This is a genomic window from Staphylococcus gallinarum (assembly GCF_029774255.1).
GTDB classification, from domain to species: Bacteria; Bacillota; Bacilli; order Staphylococcales; family Staphylococcaceae; genus Staphylococcus; species Staphylococcus gallinarum.
In genome coordinates this window covers 2,786,588-2,807,200 of record NZ_CP069082.1, presented here as the reverse complement: position 1 = coordinate 2,807,200, position 20,613 = coordinate 2,786,588, and the positions used below count along the sequence as shown (strand labels likewise).

Genomic DNA, 20,613 nt, shown 5'->3' with positions numbered 1-20,613 from the left:
GGAGTGTATAAAGATATGGCTGAATTATTAAAGAAACCCGTACATCATCCATTGGCAGAGGGTGTTGAAATAATACAAGACTTTAAACCATCAGATGTAGATTTAGAATATACCGGTATTAAAGTGATTGACCTTAAAGCTGCAGCAACATTTAGTGAGTCGACAAATGACTATGAAGCTTGTGTTGTTGCCTTGACGGGGCAAATTGATGTTTCAGATGGCAACGATAAATATGAAGGTTTAGGTACGAGAGATTCAGTATTTGAAAAGGTCCCTACAGATAGTATTTATATATCTAAAGCACATGAAATCGTGATTACAGCACAGAGAGATGCACGTGTTGTCATTTGTTATTCACCTTGTGAACAGGAACGTGCAACACAACTTATTCCGGCAGCAGAAAATTCTGTCGAAGATAGAGGTAAATATTCTAATAAGCGACATGTGCATAATATATTGCCTGATTCACATACTGCTAGTGAAAAATTATTAGTCGTAGAAGTGTATACAGATCAAGGAAACTGGTCTAGTTATCCACCACATAAGCATGATGTAGATAATCTGCCACATGAGTCATTTCTTGAAGAAATCTATTACCATGAAATGGATCCACCACAGGGGTTTGTCTTTCAACGTGTTTATACAGACGATAAATCTTTAGACGAAACAATGGCTGTTGAACATAGTGATGTAGTCATCGTCCCTAAGGGATATCACCCAGTTGCAGTTCCAGACGGTTACAATGGTTATTATTTAAATGTAATGGCAGGTCCTCAAAAGGTATGGAAGTTCCATAATCAAAAAGATCATGAATGGATTATAGATAGAAAGTAGGGATAGGAATGGCAAATCAGAAAGATATCGTAGCGATTGGTAGAGCAGCAATTGATTTAAACGCAGTAGAGATCAATAGACCGATGGAAGAGACAGAAACATTTCGCAAATATGTCGGTGGTTCTCCGGTAAATATCAGTATTGGAGCATCTAAATTAGGTTTGAATGTAGGATTAATTGCTAATGTTTCAGATGATCAACATGGCCGTTATATCACAGATTATTTAAATCAATTAGGTGTAGATACATCCCAAATCCATGTTGATGAACATGGTCACAAGACAGGTCTTACCTTTACAGAAATAAAAAGTCCTACTGAATCTAATATTCTGATGTATCGAGAAGAAGTAGCCGATTTATACTTAGCACCTGAGCATGTTGATGCAGCGTATATTAAAGAAAGTAAATATTTGCTGATTTCAGGTACAGCGTTGGCTCAATCTCCTTCTAGAGAAGCGGTATTAAAAGCGTTGTCTATTGCTAAAGCGAATAATGTAAAGGTTGTCTTTGAAATAGATTATCGTCCTTACACGTGGAAGAGTTTAGAAGAAACTTCAATTTATTATGAATTGGTTGCACAACAAGCTGACATTGTTATTGGTACCCGAGATGAATACGATATGATTCACCGTTACGTTAATGAGACAGATGAATCAATTAGTCAAATTTTGTTTAGTTACCAGCCAGAACTTGTCATTATTAAACACGGTGTCCAAGGTTCTAAAGCTTATACCAGAGATGGTGCGTATTATGAAGGTAAAGCATTTAAGGCACAGGTCATTAAAACATTTGGTGCCGGTGATTCATATGCTGCAGCTTTCTTATATGCATTGGTTAAAGGTAAAGCTATTGATGAAGCATTAAAATACGGTGCAGCTTCTGCCGCTATTGTCGTAAGCAGCCATAGTTCATCGGAAGCAATGCCGACAAGTGAAAAGTTAGAAAGCTTTATCGAAGCGCAAGAGAATCAGACAATTTAGTATTAAATGTAAGCGATTTCTTAAAAGGCGGATGATGTTATGACTGAAAATATACGTTTTGGATGTGCACCAATTGCATGGACGAATGATGACTTGCCTGAGTTAGGTAAGGAAAATACCTTTGAACAATGTATTAGTGAAATGGCATTAGCTGGATATGAAGGGACAGAAATTGGTAACAAGTATCCTAAAGTAGCCACTCAATTGCTGGATTATTTAAAGCCTAGAAACTTGAGTGTTGCGAGTGCGTGGTTGAGTTTATTTTTAACGACAAAGCCATATGAAGAAACAGAAAGTGCGTTTATCAACCACAGAGATTTCTTATATGAATTAGGTGCAAAGGTCATTGTTGTTTGTGAACAAGGTAAGAGCATTCAACAACGAGAAGATATGTCAGTTTTCACGGAAAAACCGCACTTTACAGATGAAGAATGGTTAAAGCTCACGCAAGGGTTAGAGCATCTTGGTAGGTTGGCGCGCGAGAAAGATATGAGAATTGTATATCACCATCATATGGGGACAGGGGTTCAAACAACTGCTGAAATTCAACGTTTAATGGATAACACAGATCCCGAAACAGTCTCATTATTATTTGATACTGGTCATTTAGCATTATCAGGTGAACTGCCATTAGCTGTGTTCGAACAATATAAATCAAGAATTCACCATATCCATTTCAAGGATATTCGTCCGGATGTGCAACAAAGAGCACAGATACAAGACAGTAGCTTTCTTGACAGTATCAAGCAAGGCATATTTACAGTGCCGGGCGATGGTTATATTGACTTTGAACCCATACTACAAGCAATAGAAGCTGCTGATTATAAAGGATGGATTGTTGTAGAAGCAGAACAAGATCCTGCTAAAGCCAACCCCTTTATTTATGCAAAAAATGCGAAAAATTATTTGAATCAAATACAACGTAAGCAAGAGAAAAAATATATTTCGTAAAGGGGGAATTCTTTGGAAAAACATATGATTCGTTATGCGAAGTCACAAGGATTTGCAATTCCACAAATGAATATCAACGGCTTAATTTGGATTGAAGGTGTCTTGCAAGCTGCAGAAAATATGCAATCTCCAATTATTATCGGCACGACGGATAAGAATATTGCCTATCTTGGTGGCTACAAATTTATCCTACAGACGATAAAAAATAAAATTACAGCGATGGGTATAACGGTCCCTGTATCGATCCATTTAGATCATGGTTTAACGGTAGAGGGTTGTAAGCAAGCAGTTGATGCAGGCTATGATTCTGTTATGTTTGATGGTTCAAAGTTACCGATTGAAGAGAATATTAGGCAAACGAAGGAAGTTGTCGAATATGCGCATGCCCATGGTGTCATTGTGGAAGGTGAAGTAGGTGCTGTAGGTGGCGTAGAAGATGGTTTGGTAGGACAAGTTAAATACGCAGATATTGATGAATGCGTGGCATTAGTACAACAAACGCATTTAGATACATTAGCACCTGCATTGGGCTCTGTACATGGCAAGTACAAGGGTGAACCTAACTTAGGATTTGCAGAGATGGAGGCAATTGGGTCTAAAGTAGATGTACCACTCGTCTTGCATGGTGCATCAGGTATTCCGAATGCAGATTTACAACGTGCGATTCAATTGGGCCATGCTAAGATTAATTTTAATACTGAAATTAATATCTCTTGGTCAAATCAATTGCGCAAGACACTCAATGAATCAACAGAGCTATTCAACCCACAAGAAATATTGAAGCCTAGTATACAAGCTATTATTACGATAGCTGAAAAGATAATTCAAACATGTGGTTCGGAAAATAAAAATACAGCATTTATAAAAAATAGATGATCGGAGCTGAATAAGGTATGGAATTAAGAATTGGTGTAATCGGTATTGGTGCAATGGGTAGAGATCACGTAGATAGAATCAACAATAGAGTCAATGGCGCAAAGGTTTCGGCAATTAGTGATATTAATGTTGAAGTAGCTACGGCTTATGCAAAGGAAATTGGAGCGACATTTTACGAAGATGCTGAGGCACTTATTGCTGCAGATGAAATAGATGGAATTGTCGTTACATCTTGGGATCCAACACATGAAGGTTATGTATTAGAAGCAATTAAACATGACAAGTATGTATTCTGTGAAAAGCCATTAGCCTTAGAAGCTTCAGGCTGTACAAACATTGTGAATGCAGAAACAGCGAAGCAAAAGCGCTTAGTGCAGGTTGGATTTATGCGTCGTTATGATAGAGGTTATGAAGAAATGAAACGTGAATTAGACACTGGCGTATTAGGTGAACCATTGTTATTACATTGTACGCACAGAAATGAAACGGTCGATTCGAAATACGATACACCAATGGCTGTTGAAAATACGGCAGTACATGAAGTGGATGCTTTAAGATGGTTATTACAAGAAGATTTTGTATCGGCGCAAGTTATTCTGCCTAAAAAGCAAACGCAATATACACATCCTAAGTTACACGATCCACAGTTAATCTTATTACAGACTGAATCAGGTGTCTGTATTGATTTAGAAGTATTTGTGAATTGTCAATTTGGTTATGATATTAATTGTAAAGTGGTTTGCGAAAAAGGTGAAATCGGCTTAACAAATCCAACTTATTTCAATGTTAAAACAGAGCAAAAAGATTATACGCGTGTACCTAGTGATTGGAAAGAGCGTTTTATCTCAGCGTATGATAAAGAGTTACAATTATGGGTAGACGGAATTAAGCATGATGAAATTACTGGGCCATCTGCTTGGGATGGTTATATGGCTTCTGTCACGACTAACGCATGTTCTGAATCTAGAGACAATGGTTATAAAGTAGAGATTAAATTTGATGAAAAGCCAAGCTTATACCAATAAGAAGCGGAGTGATGATCGGTGAAATTATCATACGTAACAGATAGTTTAGCGCATTTATCATTAGAAGAAGTATTAACATATATCACAAAGCAGGATGTGTACCACATTGAACTTGCTACAGGTGGTTGGTCACCAGCGCCACATGTTAATTTACAGCAATTGTTGAATGATGAGCAAAGTTTCACTGAGTTCAAACAGTTGTTGGAACGTTATCAAGTTGATGTTGTTGCACTGAACTGTTCAGGTAATCCATTAGCGCCAGGTGAACTGGGGAAGGAACATCGTAAAGTAACAACGGATACCTTTAAACTGGCTGAAAAGTTAGGGGTTAAGAAAATTGTTATGATGAGTGGTTTACCTGCTGCTTCTCCAAAAGATACGATGCCGAATTGGATAACGACGACCGTAAGTTGGCCACCAGAGTTAAAGGATGCACTTGATTATCAATGGAATGATGTAGCGATACCCTACTGGAAACAATTGGTAGAAGTAGCTAAATCACATGGTATAGAGAAGATTGCACTTGAGAACTTTAGTGCTCAACTGGTCTATAATCCAGAAACATTGCTCCATTTAAGAAATGCAGTTGATCCAATCATAGGCATGAATTTGGATCCGAGTCATCTATTATGGATGGGGGCTGACCCAATACAATGTGCACGTCGATTAGAAGGGGCAATTCACCATGTACATGGCAAAGATGTGCGTATTGAAGATGGTGTTGCTGATGTGACAACGCTACTTGAAACGAGAGAGATTGATGATGTTAAACATCGTGCATGGAATTATGTTGCTGTCGGTTATGGGCAAGATTTGCAATGGTGGAAGACATTCTTCTCAGTGGTGCGTATGGTTGGTTACGAAGGCTTCGTATCTTTAGAAATGGAAGATTTGACGATGTCACCGGAAGCGGGTGTGGATGCTTCTATAGCTGCCCTAAAGCAAGTAATAGTTTAAGGTTTTGTAATGAGAGATGCTAGATTACAAAAAGGAATTTTATATTAAAAAGACGAAGACATAGTTGATGTCTTCGTCTTTTTACGTACTGCTTGATGTTGATATAGTAACTAATTCCTATATTACATGTGTTCATTGTTAATTTGAGCTTGCAAGGATTGAGAATTAGCTTGTGCGACACTGAGTAAATACTTTGCTTTAGATAACGACTGCTTACATCTATAGTATGTTGCTTCGGTTTGCTTTGATAATACGAATAGAACAATCGAACCAATAGCAGCTATAATTGAAATAATGATATAAGGTACGATTGTCGCAGTAGAATCTATAAAGAAAGTAATCACAGCTATAATGATTGATATAACTGCGATAGCAATGGCGATTAATGTTGCATACATATATTGCATCGCTTGCTTTAATACTTTTTGGAAAGATGCTTTTTCTTTGTCGTAGTGTAAATTATTTTGATGTAATTTTAAGTCTACATTTGCATCTATTGCGCCGGCAAAGTGAGCAACGTCTGTATTTCTGTCCTTTTTTAATTTGTCGATAATGGGTTGATAACCATAAGTTAATGCAATCTTTTTCTCTTTAACTGTACCTCGTGCAAGTCGATTGAGTTCGTCTAGTTTATTTTGGTTCATGTGCTCACTCCCACATTGTTTGTATAAGGATTATTTGAATCAAATTAAGGTAGTTATCTTATAACACCTAATAGTGTCTCTATAGCACTATAGTAGTGTATTCTACGATGCATTATTTTTTCTTATCTATTTCTTTTTTTGCTGATTGTTCTACTTTTGGTTGTTCTTGGTGTGCTGTGTCTTTAGCGTTTGCTACGTGACTGCCAAATAATGTTCCAGTTCCTAGGACAGCGCATAAGAATAGACCACCTAACCAAGTGAAGAATGAAGGTTTCTTACTTCGCTCGTAGCGTTTAGCCAACTCAGCATCATCACCTAGTAAATGATTTAAGTCACCATTCTGTGTTGAAACAACTCTGCTAAGGACGGGCTGGCTGTTTTCCTTTTGGGCAAAGCTAAGTGCTTGTTGTTTAATCTCTAAGGCTTGAGCTGAGATGCTCAAACTCGTTTGATTACTTTGTTCGAGTTGTTGATTTAATCGGTCCAATTGCGCGCGGTTATTTTTAAGTTCCATTTCTTTTGCGCGAATGGCTTCGTTCTTATCTGAGTTTTCGCGTTTAATCTTTTCAATTTCAACACGTAGAAAGTTGATTTCATCAGTCATTTGCGCATCTTTCAGTTCATAATCATTCATTCTTTTTTCAACGGCTAGTTCTAGACGTTCATTAAATGTTGTTTCGTTATGAATGATATCTTGTTCTAATTTGCTTATTTCTTGGCGCAAATGATCTACATCATCGCTACGCTTTTGAATTAGGCTTGCTACATCATGGTCCATTAGCTGTTGTAGCTCTGCTTTTTTGTCATCTATTGTTTGTTGGTGTCGATGTATAACATCGTCGACAATTTTTGAAATTTGTAATTCGTAATTATTTTGTACTTCGGCATGGAGTACTTTAATTTGATTATTATAAGATTGATTTGCTTTAGTAGTAAGTGTCGTTTCAAGTTCTTGTATTTTATTATTTAATAATGGGCGCTCTTCACGTTCAATCTTATCTTCCATGTCTCTACGTGCTTTGTCAGCACGAGATTGTTTATCTTGTTCGAATTGTTCTTCTAATTGTTGAGCATGTGTTGCTACCGTTGATGGAATTACGCTTAATGCATCTGCTAATTTCTGCTCAATTGCTATATAGTCATTGTGGTAAGTGGAATCAGCAGATTTGTAGTTTTTCAGCGTATCAGCTTCGATATTTTTACTCCATAAATCGGCAACAAGTTGGTTATATATACTATTGATGATATCTTCACGCTTTTTTTGCAAAGTGTTTAATTTGTCACTTTTAGCTTGGTTAAAGTCATCTTCAGTTAATTGCTCTAATTTTTGATATGTAGGTAAAACCTTCTCATCATAATCTTTATCTTTGATAATACTATTAAATTTTAGTTTTTCGTCATCTAAATAAATTTTATCTATTAAACCGTTTAATGTATTATATAAATTGTTTTTTAATAGTTTAATGTCAGAATGTTCGACATTATGAGGTATTGTAGTTGCTTGTGCTTCTTCATCATTTACTGCATGGTTGTTATGGTTCTTCTGTTGAATTTGCTCGATGATTGCATCTCTTAACGGTACAAGTGTTTCGAAATTTAAGTCTTTACTCATATTTGCCGTGCCAAAATCAGGCATATTTGATGCATTTAAAATATCGTTGTTAATCACCTTTAATTGGTATGCATTCTCTGATGGTATATAGAGTCTTAAACCAAAATTACAGTCGTCATACTTTTCTTCTTTAATATTTTGTAGTGAAGCGAAATCTGTAACACAGTACTCATGATCGGCAAAAATTTTGAAAGGCTCGTTGTCGTCTTTAGGATTAATGGTTACATCAAATGATTGGACAAGTTTTGTAGAGCATAAGATTTGTTTGAAATTATCAACGGCTTCACCTTTAGATTTTCCTAAGATTAAATTAGGTGCTACGACAGGTACAATATAAATCTTTGTGTCGCCCACTTCTGCATAATCCATTTCTAAATAGCTAATGTCTAAAACATTGTTAGTCATGTATTGGTCATCCTTCCATTCGTTTAATGTCTAAACGGTTATGAATTAGTATCTGTAGTAACAGAATATGATTTAATTTGAGTGTAGTGTATATTCTAGAAGTCAATTGATAATTAAGGCGTATTTCGCTATGTAAAAAAATTAATTATATAAAAACAAATATTAATTATCAGATTTTTATGATAACACATAAGTTGGTTATATAATATAAATATTTATTTAAATTTTATATATTATTGTTTTTATTAATGCCTCTAATATTAATAACTTTTATTACTTTTGAAAATGACTTTATCGTAAGTAAGTATGACTAGATTACATAACAAGGCTAAATGATGTATGTGACGTATTGTTTATTCAATTTCTGTATATTATGGATGAGGTTATATAATAAATAGATGAATATGTAAGGGGGCCTTATCATTATATTAGTTTAGTTCAAGCAGGGTGTTTCGTATGCAGTACGTGTAAGTATAAATATAATGTGATAGAGAAATCATTGTGAAATGTAATTGATCCCATCTCTTAACTGACGACGCAAGAATAGTTATAAAAAAACCTTCAAAGTTATGGTTAATCAATCATACTTTGAAGGTTTAGTCATGTTTTAAATTATAAGATGAAATTTTGTCGATTTAATTAGAATTATGGTCATTAGATGAGAAAATGTGGCTTGGTGGCTTAGGTGTATTACAATGCTTGCTAGACCCACATGAAGAACATTTTCCTGCTTTAGATTTTTTTATGAATTTTGTTAAAGTATAAGCAGCATATCCAAATATGGCTGCAAATAATATGATGTTAAAAATGATAGTCATGTGTTCACTTCCTTAGATAAATAATTGTCCGATTTGGTAAAGTGCTAAAGATAATACATAAGCTACAGCGATAGGATAAACGACTGCTAAAACAGTCCATTTTACGGAATATGTCTCCTTACGAATGGTAGCGACGGTAGATAAACATGGAATATATAAAAGGATGAATACCATAAATGAATATGCTGTCAATGGTGTGAAGTGACTTTGGACTACATTGACAAGTCCCGCTTCATCCGATGAATAAATGATTGCCATTGAACTGACAATGACTTCTTTTGCTAAGAATCCAGGTATCAAAGTAGCACCGGCTTGCCATGTACCAAATCCCAATGGTGTAACTAATACAGCAAAGAAGCTACCAATCATGTGCAAGAAACTTTGATTAATTTCTACATCAAAGCCACCTGGACCTGTGTAGTTTAATAACCAAATGACAACGGAACCACCGAATATAAATGTTCCAGCTTTTTTAACAAATCCTTTGGCCTTTTCCCAAGTACTTCTCCATAAAGTCTTGATTGAAGGTAAGCGATATGTAGGCAATTCAATAATAAATACAGAATCATCATTTTTTAGCACTGTCTTGGTAAGTAATACACTCGTCAATAAAGCGACGACGATACCTAAGACGTATAAGCTTAGTACAATAAGTGCTTGATGCGATTTAAAGAATATACCTACAAATAAGGCGTAGACTGGTAATCTCGCAGAACAAGACATGAATGGTGCAATTAATATAGTAGTTAATCGTTCTTTTTCACTCTCGATACTACGTGCAGCCATAATACTTGGTACGTTACAACCAAACCCAATAATCATTGGAATAAATGATTTACCACTTAAACCAAAGACCTCCATTATTCTGTCCATCAGAATAGCAATACGGGCCATGTATCCTGAATCTTCTAATAATGATATAAAGAAGAATAGGACGAGAATTTGTGGTACGAATACTAATACAGCGCCTACACCTGCGATGATGCCATCAGTAACTAGGTCCTGTAAAAATGGGAAAATATGCAAATAATCCATGCTTGCTTTTACCGAATCAGTAAGGGTACCACCAAAGAAATCATCGAGTTGATCGGATATCGGTGTCCCAACCCAGGTGAATGTAATTTGGAAAATTAACCACATGATGCCAAGAAATATTGGAATACCAAGAATTCGATGTGTTAATAACTTATCTAAGCGATTTGAGAAATATTGCTTTTCTTCATCTGGATATTCAACAACACCCTCTAATAATGTATCTATGTATGTAGCTCGAGCATCGTGAATACATGTACGAATAGATTGTGACAAGGTATTTGCTAGTGCGACTCTTAAAGGTTCGATTTGAGCGATTACAGTGGCATCGAGTTGGTCATATATTTTAGGATTATTGAGTAAAAATTGTATCGCAACAAAACGCAAATGATGCTTGTTAATGGCAGAATGTTGACCGATAAGGTGTTGAATCTTCATAAGTGTTTCTTCTATGTCGTCACCATAGTTTATTTTTAAAGGAGAGCGACGTGTGAGGCAATCATCTTTCAGCGCGTCCAACACTTTCTGTGTGCCTTTACCCTTACGTGCAATAATAGGCATAAGTGGCGTCTTTAACTTGCGCATGAGGGCTTGATGATCGATATGTATTCCACGTTTAGCAGCTACATCCACCATATTGAGCCCAATAATTAGAGGTGCACCAAGTTCCATCAGTTGTACTGTAAGTTGTAAATTACGTTTCAGCTGACTTGCATCGACAATATTAAGCATGCCTGTGTAAGAATCGTTTAATAGATAATCCGTAACAACAGTTTCGTCTTTGGAAATAGGTGATACTTCGTAAATACCAGGTAAATCTACAAGATCCCCTAAATTATCCTTTAATCGGCCAACTTTCTTTTCAACGGTAACTCCGCTCCAGTTGCCTACATATTCGTATGTGCCAGTAAGTGCGTTAAATAAAGATGTCTTTCCTACATTGGGGTTTCCTAAGATACAATAACTATTAGCCATGAGCTTCCTCTAGAAAGATCTGACATGCATCACAACCGCGAATACTCAAATGTTGTCCGTTTACCTCTAAGATACAAGGTCCTTTAAATAAACATCTTTGTTTGATCTTCAAATCGGTTCCGTGGTTTAAACCTAAGGCGTTTAAACGCTGTACCATGCTATCATTTTTAATGTTCATGTGCTTTACTGTGTAGCGCTTATTTAAGCTTCCAGTCTTAATATTCAACATATTGATCACTCTTTCTTAAATACAAATAATAATCGTTATCAATTATACTACTGCGACAAAAGAAATTGTATAAAATTATTATAATAATTGTGAATATTCTGTTAAACAGATTTGAATATAGCATGGGAATTTATCTGCATTAAAAATTATATAAAATAAATATAGTAATAAATTAAAAAGTGAGCAAAAGGGTTGTGTTTTCTTGGTTGTAATATTACACTGTAATAAATAGAGGTAACCTACTGTAATCACAAGGGAATGTTACATAGCCAAGATGCAAGATAATCACAGAAGTACATCATTTATTAGCTATGAATCTTTTATATACGGATGAACATGTATATTAAGGAGGGAGTTCAAATGGTCGTACGCGAGAATAAACGTATTAAAGTCAAACGTATAAACGAAACACGCTCTAATGACATTTCTGTCATGATTGATGAAGGTGGACTAGGTGCTGACCAATATTATCAAATTATTAAAGAGAATACGAACACATCCGAAGCCCATTTACATCAGTTTGAACATGAAGTTAGCGAGAAAACAAATGAATTCTTAATTGATTTGTTGATTGTCAATGCACAAGAAAGTAGTAACAAGGATTATAACGAAGCGATAAAGGTTATTAAAGCAGAGCTATTGCACAGACTTGAATAAGGAAGGGAATTTATAATTGAATATGATGCAGACGAGATATTAGCTGTTATGAGTGAAGTGATTAACTTTATTTATAACAGCTTTTTGTGTGAAATGAATTCAGAGTACACAGAATATATCATTGTAAGGGGCAAATTGTTATTAAAACTTAAATTATTGCGTTATTTAATTATGTAAAAATTTATTAAAGTCATTGATTATTGATTGTAAAACCCATAAAATTGATAATGATAATCGTTTTCAATAAAAGGGAGTGTAGTGATGAGAAAGTATAGTGTCATAGTATTGTTAGCCGTACTGTTATTAGCTTCATGTAGTGCACAGTCTAAAGCGACTAAGAAAGTAGAAACAAGGGATTATACATTGGATAGTGGTAAAAAGGTACAAGTACCCAAAGATCCTAAGCGAATTGTTGTTGTAGCAAATACATATGCCGGTGGATTAAAATATTTAGGCGGCAATATTGTTGGTGTGACGAAAGATATAGAAAAAAGTGCAGTATTAAAAGAAAAGTTCAAAGATACGCATAAGTTAAATGAAAACGATGTCGAAAAAGTGGCTAAATTGAAACCAGATTTAATTATTGTGGATTCAACTGATAAAAATATTAAAAAGTATAATAAAATAGCGACAACAATACCTATAACCTATGGTAAAAAAGACTACTTAGCTACACAAATTGAATTAGGGAAGATTTTAGGTAAAGAAACAGAAGCAAAACAATGGGTAAATAGTTGGAATAAGCAGACGAAAAAAGATGCACATGAAATTAAACAGCATATAGGTGAAGATGCTACAGTTTCTATATTTGATGATTTTAGCAAGACAATTTATGCCTTTGGTGAATCATGGGGCCGTGGTGGCGAAGTTGTTTATCAAGCGTTTGATTTAAATATGCCAACCGCGTTGCAGAAAGCTGTGAAGAAAGAGGGATGGAAAGAGTTATCCCAAGAAAAATTACCGCAGTATTCAGGAGATTATATTATCACGATGAGTGAAGGTAAAGCTCAACCTGAATTTGAAAAAACAGAAATGTGGAAAAACATTCCAGCAGTTAAGCAGGGACGAGTGATTAATGTGAAGGCTGAAACTTATTGGTTTAACGACCCTTATTCATTAGATTATGAACGAAAAGAGTTAAAAAACAAACTATTGGGTAAATAATATCAAAACATTCAACTATCTAATTTAATAGGTGGTTGAATGTTTTTAAGTTTAAGCGTACAGCATTCAAAATTTAATTTGCTATACTTAACGTATTCATATATGGCTGAATTTCATATCGGAAAGGGGTTAACAGCAGTAATTCATATATTATGATTATAGTAAGGAGTAAAAATGTATAATTTACAGATTAAAACCTTTTTAAAGGTAGTAGATTTAGGTAGCTTTAATAAAGCGTCTATAGAGTTATATATTTCAGCATCTGCCGTTATTAAACAAATCAATGCATTAGAGAAAAATTTGGGTTTAACTTTATTGAATAGAAATGCCCAAGGTGTGACATTGACAGAATCTGGAAAGATTATTTATGAAGCAAGTAAAAATTTAATTAACTACGCGGATGATGCATTGTCTAAAGCGAAAAAGATAGAAGAACAGAACCAACAAGTTATCAATTTGGGTGTATCACCAATGACCCCTGGTGATGTGTTAGTAAAACATTGGCCTACTATCAAGGAGAATCGTGATCATTTGCAGTTGAATATCGTACCATTTGAAAATTCGGAAGACAAAATTAATCATATATTACAAAATATAGGCGAATCGATTGATATTGTCATCGGCTTTTTAGATCGCGCATTGCTTAATTACTTTCAATGTGAAGGCGTAGAATTGTATCAAACGCCGGTTCGAATCGGTGTCCCACCTCAAAATAAATTGTTTAATCAAAGTGGTACATTGACTGTTCAAGATTTGAACCATCAAAAGATTATTATGTTAGAAGAGGGTATTAGTGATGCCTTTGATGTTGTACGTCAACAATTACAAAAACTCCCTGATATTCAAATTGAAGATACAACTATCTACAATACACATACGTTTAATGATGCAGTACGTAAGGACTGTTTGGTACTGACATCGGATGAATGGGATAATGTGCATCCATTAGTACAACTACAGCCATTAGCATGGGACTGTGAATTTACCTTTGGTGTCTTTTATTCTGATTTGCTACCGGCGCATGTTGTCGATGTTATACAGCAACTACAACAAGTATTAACAAATAAAATTTAATAGTTAGTTATAACCATTTGGTTATAGCGTTGGTCTAAAGAACATCTTCTACATAAGGTGTTCTTTTTTTATACTGTGATTGTATTCAAAAATATGAAATATCGTGTTGTAGAAAAATAGGGGGTCTGACAATGAATTATAGAAAACTTAGAAATATCGAGGTTTCTAGTATCGGTTATGGCTGTATGGGCTTTAGTCATGGATATGGCGAGATACCTAGTGAAGAAGAAGCAATTAGACTAATGCGATTGGCTTATGACAAAGGATGTACATTCTTTGACACTGCTGAGGTATACGGAGATGGACATAATGAAAGATTAGTAGGGAAAGCTATAGAATCATTTAGGGAGCATATTATTCTAGCGTCTAAGTTATTTATTGATAGTGAGGCTGTTGGGGATTCATTTGAGTCATTAGAAGCGCATATTAGAGCACATTTAGATGCCTCTCTTGAGAAATTACGCACGGATTATTTAGATATTTATTACCAACATCGCGTGAATGATGATATCCCTGTCGAAGATGTAGCAAGAGTTATGGGGAAACTAATTGTTGAAGGTAAAATTCGTGGTTGGGGTCAGTCACAACCAACTGCTGAACAAATCAGAAGAGCGCATGAGATTACACCACTTACTGCAGTTCAAAGTGAATATTCAATGATGGAACGTCAATTTGAACAAGATGTTATTCCTACTTGTAAGGAATTGAACATTGGATTTGTACCATTCTCACCTTTGGCAAGTGGTTTTTTATCTGGAAAATATAGTAATGAAGATCAATATCAAGGTGATGATGTCCGACGTGTAATTACACGATTCAACAAAGAAAATGTAAATAAAAATCAACCACTCATCGATTTGATACAAAAGTATGCTGACGAACAACAAGCAACACCTGCTCAAATTTCATTAGCATGGATGCTGTATAAAGAACCATTTATTGTACCTATTCCAGGTATGAGAAAGGAAAATAGAGTAGATGAAAATTTAGGAGCGGCAGATGTTAAATTAACTGATGAAGCATATTTAGCGTTAGAGCATGAACTGTCAAAGATACAAATATATGGAAATCGTACAGATAAAGATATCGCTAAGTTACAAGATATGGAGTAACGATGATGACGTAAGATTTGATCCAACTTATGCATTATGATTAAACAATTAAATTGGAGGAATTACACATATGGAATACGTAACATTAAATAATGGTGTTGAAATGCCAACTGAAGGATTTGGCGTATTTACAATAGAAGATTTAGACGTTTGTGAACAAGCCGTGTTAGATGCATTAGATGCAGGCTATAGATTAATTGATACGGCTTCAGCATATATGAATGAAGAGGCTGTAGGAGCTGCAATTCGAAAGTCTAATGTGCCAAGAGAAGAATTATTTATTACGACAAAGTTATGGGTGCAAGATGCAGGATATGAAGCAGCAAAACAAGCTTTTGAAACCTCATTAGAGAAATTAGGATTAGAGTATATTGATTTGTATCTAATTCACCAGCCATTTAATGATTATTATGGTTCTTGGCGTGCTATGGAAGAGCTTTATGAAGAAGGAAAAATTAGAGCAATAGGTTTAAGTAACTTTGATAATGCACCTTTGGTAGATTTGATTATGAATAATAAAATTGTTCCAGCAGTATTACAAATTGAAATGCATCCTTTCTTCCAACAGCAAGCAGCAATTGATGTGATGAAAGCATATGATATTCAACCACAAGCGTGGTCACCATTAGCTAAAACTTCAGAAGAAGTATTAAACAATAGTATCTTAAGTGATATTGCTAAAGTACATCAAAAAACAGTACCTCAAATTATGTTACGTTGGCATATCCAACGTGGTATCTCAGTTATTCCGAAATCCACGCATAGAAATAGAATAGAAGAAAATCTTGATGTGTGGGATTTTGAATTAACAGAAGAAGAAATGAATAAGATTAAAACACTAGATCAAGAGAAAAGTTTATATATTGACCGACAGACTGTTGAGACAGTAGAGATGTTTAATAATTGGAAGATACATGACTAATTGAGAGGATTTTTGAAGGGAGATAATGTAAATAGATGAAAGCTATCGTATTAAACAATATAGAAGATAATTATCGTTTAGCTGTAGAAGAAGTGCCAACACCAGTTGCTGGTGAAGGCGATGTTGTTGTTAAGTTAAAGGCTGCTGCCTTAAATAGACGTGACGTGATGATAGCAAGTGGCAGTTATCCAGGAACAGAAGTGCCAAAAATCATTGGTTCTGATGGTGCTGGAGAAGTTGTTGCAGTTGGTGATGGTGTAGCAGATGTTTCTGTAGGTGATGAAATAATTATTAACCCTGGCTTGAATTGGGGAGATAATCCTAAAGTTAAAAGTGCAGACTTTACCATTTTAGGAATGCCTTATGATGGCACATTTGCAGAATTTGTTAAAATCCCAGTCGAAAATGTTTATCCTAAACCCCAACATTTAACATGGGAAGAAGCTGCTGCACTACCATTATCAGGATTAACAGGATATCGCGCACTCATTACAAAAGGTAAGGTGCAAGCAAACGAAAATGTGTTTATTCCTGGTGCTGGTGGCGGTGTTGCAACGTACTTAATTCAATTTGCTAAAGCCTTAGGAGCGAATGTGTATGTATCTTCAAGCCAACAAGAGAAACTTGATTTTGCACTTAAACTTGGAGCACAAGCCGGTGTGAACTATAAGGATGCGGATTGGGAAAATGAATTACTAAATCAATCACAAGGTATAGATTTAACTATAGATAGTATTGGTGGAGAGTCATTTAAATCCTTTATCAATATTGGTAAATTAGGTAGCCGAATCGTTAGCTTTGGGGCAACACGTGGCCCTGTACCCAATTTATTATTGCCGACAATGACATTAAAAGAAATGACTTTATTGGGTTCAACAATGGGCAGTCCTGATGACTTTAAAGATATGATTGACCTTGTTGAACAACACCAAATTAAACCTGTCATAGGTGCACGTTATAATCTAGATGAAACACCAAAGGCATTGGAAGCATTATCGAATGGTGAAAATTTTGGTAAAATTGTTATTCGAATTTCAGAATAGTTGAATGATATAGTAAGTTATTATAAGGATAAGGTATACCTATAACGAAAGCCCTTAAATGAAATTAGATTCATTTAAGGGCTTTTATAGATTATATGACTGCTTTCATAAGGATTCACTTTAGTCTATATTCTGTATCTACTGCTTTGTTATATCATGTAATATGCTATTCTTATCCGTTAAATTCAACAGGGTTTGGACCAATTCTTCTATCTTGATTTAATGCATCAATACGTTCAATTTGTTCTGTTGATAGTGAGAAGTCAAAGACATTTAAATTTTCGTCTATTCTATGAGGTGTAATAGATTTAGGTATAGTGACAACACCATGATCAATATTCCATCTGATTACGACTTGGGCAGGTGATTTCCCTAATTCTTGTGCAATATCATTTACAGTTTCGTCTGTTAAAATTTCAGCGTTCATTAATGGTGACCATGATTCTGCTTGAATATTTTCACTCGCCAAATAATTTCTTAAATTACGTTGAGTTAAATAAGGATGAAATTCAACTTGGTTGATTACTGGTTTGATTGAAGTATGTGCCTTTAATGTTTCCAAATTATCTTCTGTAAAGTTACTTACGCCGATGTTCTTCACTTTGCCAGCTTCATACAATGCTTCCATACCTTTCCAAGTATCAATCATGACTGCTTCATCAGTACCTGGCCAGTGGATTAAGTATAAGTCTAAATAATCTAAACCAAGACTATCTAACGACTTCTGATAACCAGCAGCTACATTGTCTTGACCGTAGTCAGTTAACCATAATTTTGAAGTAATGAATAAATCTTCTCTAGTAATTCCAGCTTCTGCAATACCTTCTTTAATACCTAAGCCAACATGTTCTTCATTACCATAAATTAATGCTGTGTCAATACTACGATAGCCATTAACAATTGCATGTTTTACTGCGTCTTTGGCTGTGTCATCATTTTCTACTCTGAATACACCTAAACCTAATTGTGGCATTGTGTTGCCATTATAAAATTCAATATGTTGCATAATAACGCTCCTTTAAATTATATGCTTGTGCATATATAAGATTTATGATTCTCATTGTAAACATTTATTTTAAAAAATAAAAGTACGCACTTTTAAGTAACTATTAAAAATTAATTATTTGACTATAGGCATTTCGTGTGTGATTATATGCGTGTGCATACAAATTATAAAGTGAGGTCGTTAAAAATGAAAGATAATCACCTATTTACACCAGTCGATTTAAAAGGTTTAACATTAAAGAATCGCATTATGATGTCACCGATGTGTCAATATAGTGTTATAGAAAAGGATGGGATAGCTACAGATTGGCATCATCATCATTATATTAGTAGAGCAATTGGTGGGTCAGGATTAGTCATGGTTGAAATGACTAACATTGAACCAGATGGTAGAATTACAGATTTTTGTTTGGGATTATGGAATGAAACTCAGAAAACAAAATTACAGGATATTGTTGATGGCATTCATCAATATGGTGCTAAAGCGGCGATTCAAATAGGGCATGCAGGTAGAAAGGCAGAGCATGCAGAAACACCAGTGGGTCCTTCTGCGATTCCATTTGATGAAACATTTAAGACACCTCGTGCATTGGAGAATGCGGAAGTGTATCAAATGATTGAGAAATATCGCTATTCTGTAAGAGCTGCAGTAGATGCAGGATTTGATGCAATTGAAATACATGGCGCACATGGGTATTTAATACATCAATTTCATTCGCCACGTTCTAATCAACGCGGAGATGAATTTGGTGAAAGACTTACATTATTTGGTGAAAAAGTTATTGCTGCTGCTAGAGCAGAAATGCCAAACGAAATGCCACTTATCGTACGTATTTCTGCAACAGAATTTGTTGATGATGGATATGGTATTGAAACAGGAATTGATATTGCTCGTACATATTATGAAGCGGGTGCTGATGTAATTGATGTTTCTGCTGGTGGAGAAGGACCTATATCGCCGCATGGTAGACCTGGCACACATGCTGGATATCAACTACCATATGCCAGAAAGGTAAAGGAAGCATTAAACATACCAGTTATTGCTGTTGGCCGTTTGGATGATCCAATTTTAGCTAATGCCGTTATTGGTAATAATGAAGCGGATATGGTAGCGATTGGTAGAGGATTATTGCGTAATCCGTATTGGCCATTGACTGCTAATGAACAATTGAGAAAGATTGCTAAAGAAGAGATTGTACCAACACAATATCAACCTGGATTTAGAGGTTAAATTGAACGAGGAGTGAGTATGATGGATGTCAGTATTTTAGATCAAACACAATTGATTGAAGGGGAGTCGAGTGAGCGAGAATTTAGTAATACTGTGGCATTGGCACAATATTTAGATGAACTGGGCTATACACGCTATTGGTTATCCGAACATCATAGTACAGATGCACTTGCGGGGTCTGCCCCTGAGGTATTGGCTTCATATCTACTTGCTAAGACGGCAAACATTCGTGTTGGTACTGGTGGGGTGATGCTTACTCATTACAGCTCTTATAAGGTAGCGGAAATGTTTAATGTTATGAGTGCATTGGCACCTGGTAGAGTAGATTTAGGAGTGGGTCGAGCACCTGGTGGCCATCACCTGTCCAACATTGCATTACAAAGCGGTGTCATTGCTAAACGCAATGTAGATCAATTTCCACAAAAATTGAATGAAATTGCACATTACTTTAAGAATACAGTGCCCGAAGGTTCTGTAGTCAAAGGATTGCAGACGACACCTAAAGTTATGGAACCAGCAGAATTATGGTTGCTAGGATCGAGTAATGATTCGGCAAAGTTAGCTGCAGAACAAGGTTTACCTTATGTTTTTGCGCATTTTATTAATTATGAAACAGGTGCGATGGAAGAAGCGATTACACTGTATCGTGAACAATTTCAGCCGTCAGCTATACTTTCAGAACCCAAGGTAATCGTAGCAATTAAAACAATTATGGCAGATACAAATGAACATGCACAAACACTTGCTAAAAGTGCATTACATGCGCAATTTTATCTGCATAGAGGTGTGTTATCAAGGCTTATAGCACCTGATAAAGCGTTAAGTGAAGTACAAACTGACAAAGAATGGGCAGAAATAGAAATGATTAAGGACACGTATGTTATAGGTGATAAAGCTACTGTTACACAGCAATTGAAGTCGTTAAAATTTGAGTTAGCTATAGATGAAGTGATGACGTTGAGTCCTATTTATGACTTTGAAGCGAGAAAAAATTCGCTCAAATTATTAAAAGAAGTGACTAATACATTATAGTATAGAAATAATAAGAATAATGTTTGTAACAATAA

20 protein-coding genes are annotated in these 20,613 nt (G+C 35.3%); 14 read left to right on the top strand and 6 right to left on the bottom strand.

The window, feature by feature from the left end:
* Positions 1 to 15: 15 nt before the first annotated feature.
* Genes iolB through JN168_RS13250 form a run of 6 tightly spaced genes read left to right on the top strand, consistent with a single transcriptional unit; the run spans position 16 to position 5,623 of the window.
* Positions 16 to 834, top strand: coding sequence for a 5-deoxy-glucuronate isomerase (iolB, locus tag JN168_RS13275; RefSeq protein WP_042737714.1), 819 nt, complete (start codon positions 16 to 18; stop codon positions 832 to 834).
* 8 nt (positions 835 to 842) lie between these two features.
* On the top strand, positions 843 to 1,814 hold the full coding sequence (gene iolC / locus JN168_RS13270; RefSeq protein WP_229366791.1) for a 5-dehydro-2-deoxygluconokinase: 972 nt from the start codon (positions 843 to 845) through the stop codon (positions 1,812 to 1,814).
* A 39-nt stretch (positions 1,815 to 1,853) separates the two neighbouring features.
* Positions 1,854 to 2,765 (top strand): myo-inosose-2 dehydratase, encoded by a 912-nt coding sequence (gene iolE, locus JN168_RS13265; RefSeq protein WP_279525977.1) that lies wholly within the window; start codon positions 1,854 to 1,856, stop codon positions 2,763 to 2,765.
* Between the two features lie 12 nt (positions 2,766 to 2,777).
* Positions 2,778 to 3,641: a class II fructose-bisphosphate aldolase gene (locus JN168_RS13260; protein WP_229366792.1), complete on the top strand. Its 864-nt coding sequence runs from the start codon at positions 2,778 to 2,780 to the stop codon at positions 3,639 to 3,641.
* 17 nt (positions 3,642 to 3,658) lie between these two features.
* A complete protein-coding gene (locus JN168_RS13255) occupies positions 3,659 to 4,666 on the top strand; it encodes a Gfo/Idh/MocA family protein (RefSeq protein WP_042737711.1) in 1,008 nt (335 codons plus the stop codon).
* 18 nt (positions 4,667 to 4,684) lie between these two features.
* Positions 4,685 to 5,623, top strand: a complete 939-nt coding sequence (locus tag JN168_RS13250) for a sugar phosphate isomerase/epimerase family protein (protein WP_279525976.1) — start codon at positions 4,685 to 4,687, stop codon at positions 5,621 to 5,623.
* Between the two features lie 122 nt (positions 5,624 to 5,745).
* On the opposite strand, the gene JN168_RS13245 is transcribed toward JN168_RS13250, so the two are convergent.
* From JN168_RS13245 to JN168_RS13225, 5 genes are all read right to left on the bottom strand, one after another.
* A complete protein-coding gene (locus JN168_RS13245) occupies positions 5,746 to 6,267 on the bottom strand; it encodes a hypothetical protein (RefSeq protein WP_042737709.1) in 522 nt (173 codons plus the stop codon).
* 112 nt (positions 6,268 to 6,379) lie between these two features.
* Complete coding sequence (locus tag JN168_RS13240) at positions 6,380 to 8,284, bottom strand: coiled-coil domain-containing protein (protein ID WP_279525975.1); 1,905 nt, start codon at positions 8,282 to 8,284, stop codon at positions 6,380 to 6,382.
* Positions 8,285 to 8,919: 635 nt separating this feature from the next.
* Positions 8,920 to 9,102 (bottom strand): FeoB-associated Cys-rich membrane protein, encoded by a 183-nt coding sequence (locus JN168_RS13235; RefSeq protein ID WP_080364233.1) that lies wholly within the window; start codon positions 9,100 to 9,102, stop codon positions 8,920 to 8,922.
* Positions 9,103 to 9,114: 12 nt separating this feature from the next.
* Positions 9,115 to 11,109 (bottom strand): ferrous iron transport protein B, encoded by a 1,995-nt coding sequence (feoB, locus tag JN168_RS13230; RefSeq protein ID WP_232138765.1) that lies wholly within the window; start codon positions 11,107 to 11,109, stop codon positions 9,115 to 9,117.
* The gene (locus JN168_RS13225; protein ID WP_042737706.1) at positions 11,102 to 11,338 is read right to left on the bottom strand and encodes a FeoA family protein; all 237 of its coding nucleotides are present in this window, start codon (positions 11,336 to 11,338) and stop codon (positions 11,102 to 11,104) included. Before JN168_RS13225 ends, feoB begins: the two co-directional genes overlap by 8 nt.
* A 360-nt stretch (positions 11,339 to 11,698) precedes the next feature.
* Between JN168_RS13225 and JN168_RS13220 the strand changes: the two genes are divergently transcribed.
* The 6 genes from JN168_RS13220 to JN168_RS13195 all read left to right on the top strand — a co-directional run bounded on the left by JN168_RS13220 (position 11,699) and on the right by JN168_RS13195 (position 17,310).
* On the top strand, positions 11,699 to 11,995 hold the full coding sequence (locus tag JN168_RS13220; RefSeq protein ID WP_042737705.1) for a hypothetical protein: 297 nt from the start codon (positions 11,699 to 11,701) through the stop codon (positions 11,993 to 11,995).
* A 261-nt stretch (positions 11,996 to 12,256) separates the two neighbouring features.
* Positions 12,257 to 13,159, top strand: coding sequence for an ABC transporter substrate-binding protein (locus tag JN168_RS13215; protein ID WP_042737704.1), 903 nt, complete (start codon positions 12,257 to 12,259; stop codon positions 13,157 to 13,159).
* A 174-nt stretch (positions 13,160 to 13,333) separates the two neighbouring features.
* Positions 13,334 to 14,233, top strand: a complete 900-nt coding sequence (locus JN168_RS13210; RefSeq protein ID WP_279525974.1) for a LysR family transcriptional regulator — start codon at positions 13,334 to 13,336, stop codon at positions 14,231 to 14,233.
* Between the two features lie 131 nt (positions 14,234 to 14,364).
* Positions 14,365 to 15,345: an aldo/keto reductase gene (locus JN168_RS13205; RefSeq protein ID WP_279525973.1), complete on the top strand. Its 981-nt coding sequence runs from the start codon at positions 14,365 to 14,367 to the stop codon at positions 15,343 to 15,345.
* Positions 15,346 to 15,415: 70 nt separating this feature from the next.
* The gene (locus JN168_RS13200; protein WP_279525972.1) at positions 15,416 to 16,267 is read left to right on the top strand and encodes an aldo/keto reductase; all 852 of its coding nucleotides are present in this window, start codon (positions 15,416 to 15,418) and stop codon (positions 16,265 to 16,267) included.
* A 35-nt stretch (positions 16,268 to 16,302) separates the two neighbouring features.
* Complete coding sequence (locus tag JN168_RS13195) at positions 16,303 to 17,310, top strand: quinone oxidoreductase family protein (protein ID WP_279525971.1); 1,008 nt, start codon at positions 16,303 to 16,305, stop codon at positions 17,308 to 17,310.
* Positions 17,311 to 17,482: 172 nt separating this feature from the next.
* On the opposite strand, the gene JN168_RS13190 is transcribed toward JN168_RS13195, so the two are convergent.
* Positions 17,483 to 18,316, bottom strand: a complete 834-nt coding sequence (locus tag JN168_RS13190) for an aldo/keto reductase (RefSeq protein ID WP_042737699.1) — start codon at positions 18,314 to 18,316, stop codon at positions 17,483 to 17,485.
* A 186-nt stretch (positions 18,317 to 18,502) separates the two neighbouring features.
* Here JN168_RS13190 and JN168_RS13185 point away from each other — a divergent pair, with 186 nt between their 5' ends.
* Both JN168_RS13185 and JN168_RS13180 read left to right on the top strand, forming a co-directional pair.
* A complete protein-coding gene (locus JN168_RS13185; protein WP_232138761.1) occupies positions 18,503 to 19,546 on the top strand; it encodes an NADH:flavin oxidoreductase/NADH oxidase in 1,044 nt (347 codons plus the stop codon).
* 21 nt (positions 19,547 to 19,567) lie between these two features.
* Positions 19,568 to 20,578: an LLM class flavin-dependent oxidoreductase gene (locus JN168_RS13180; protein WP_229366802.1), complete on the top strand. Its 1,011-nt coding sequence runs from the start codon at positions 19,568 to 19,570 to the stop codon at positions 20,576 to 20,578.
* Positions 20,579 to 20,613: the final 35 nt, after the last annotated feature.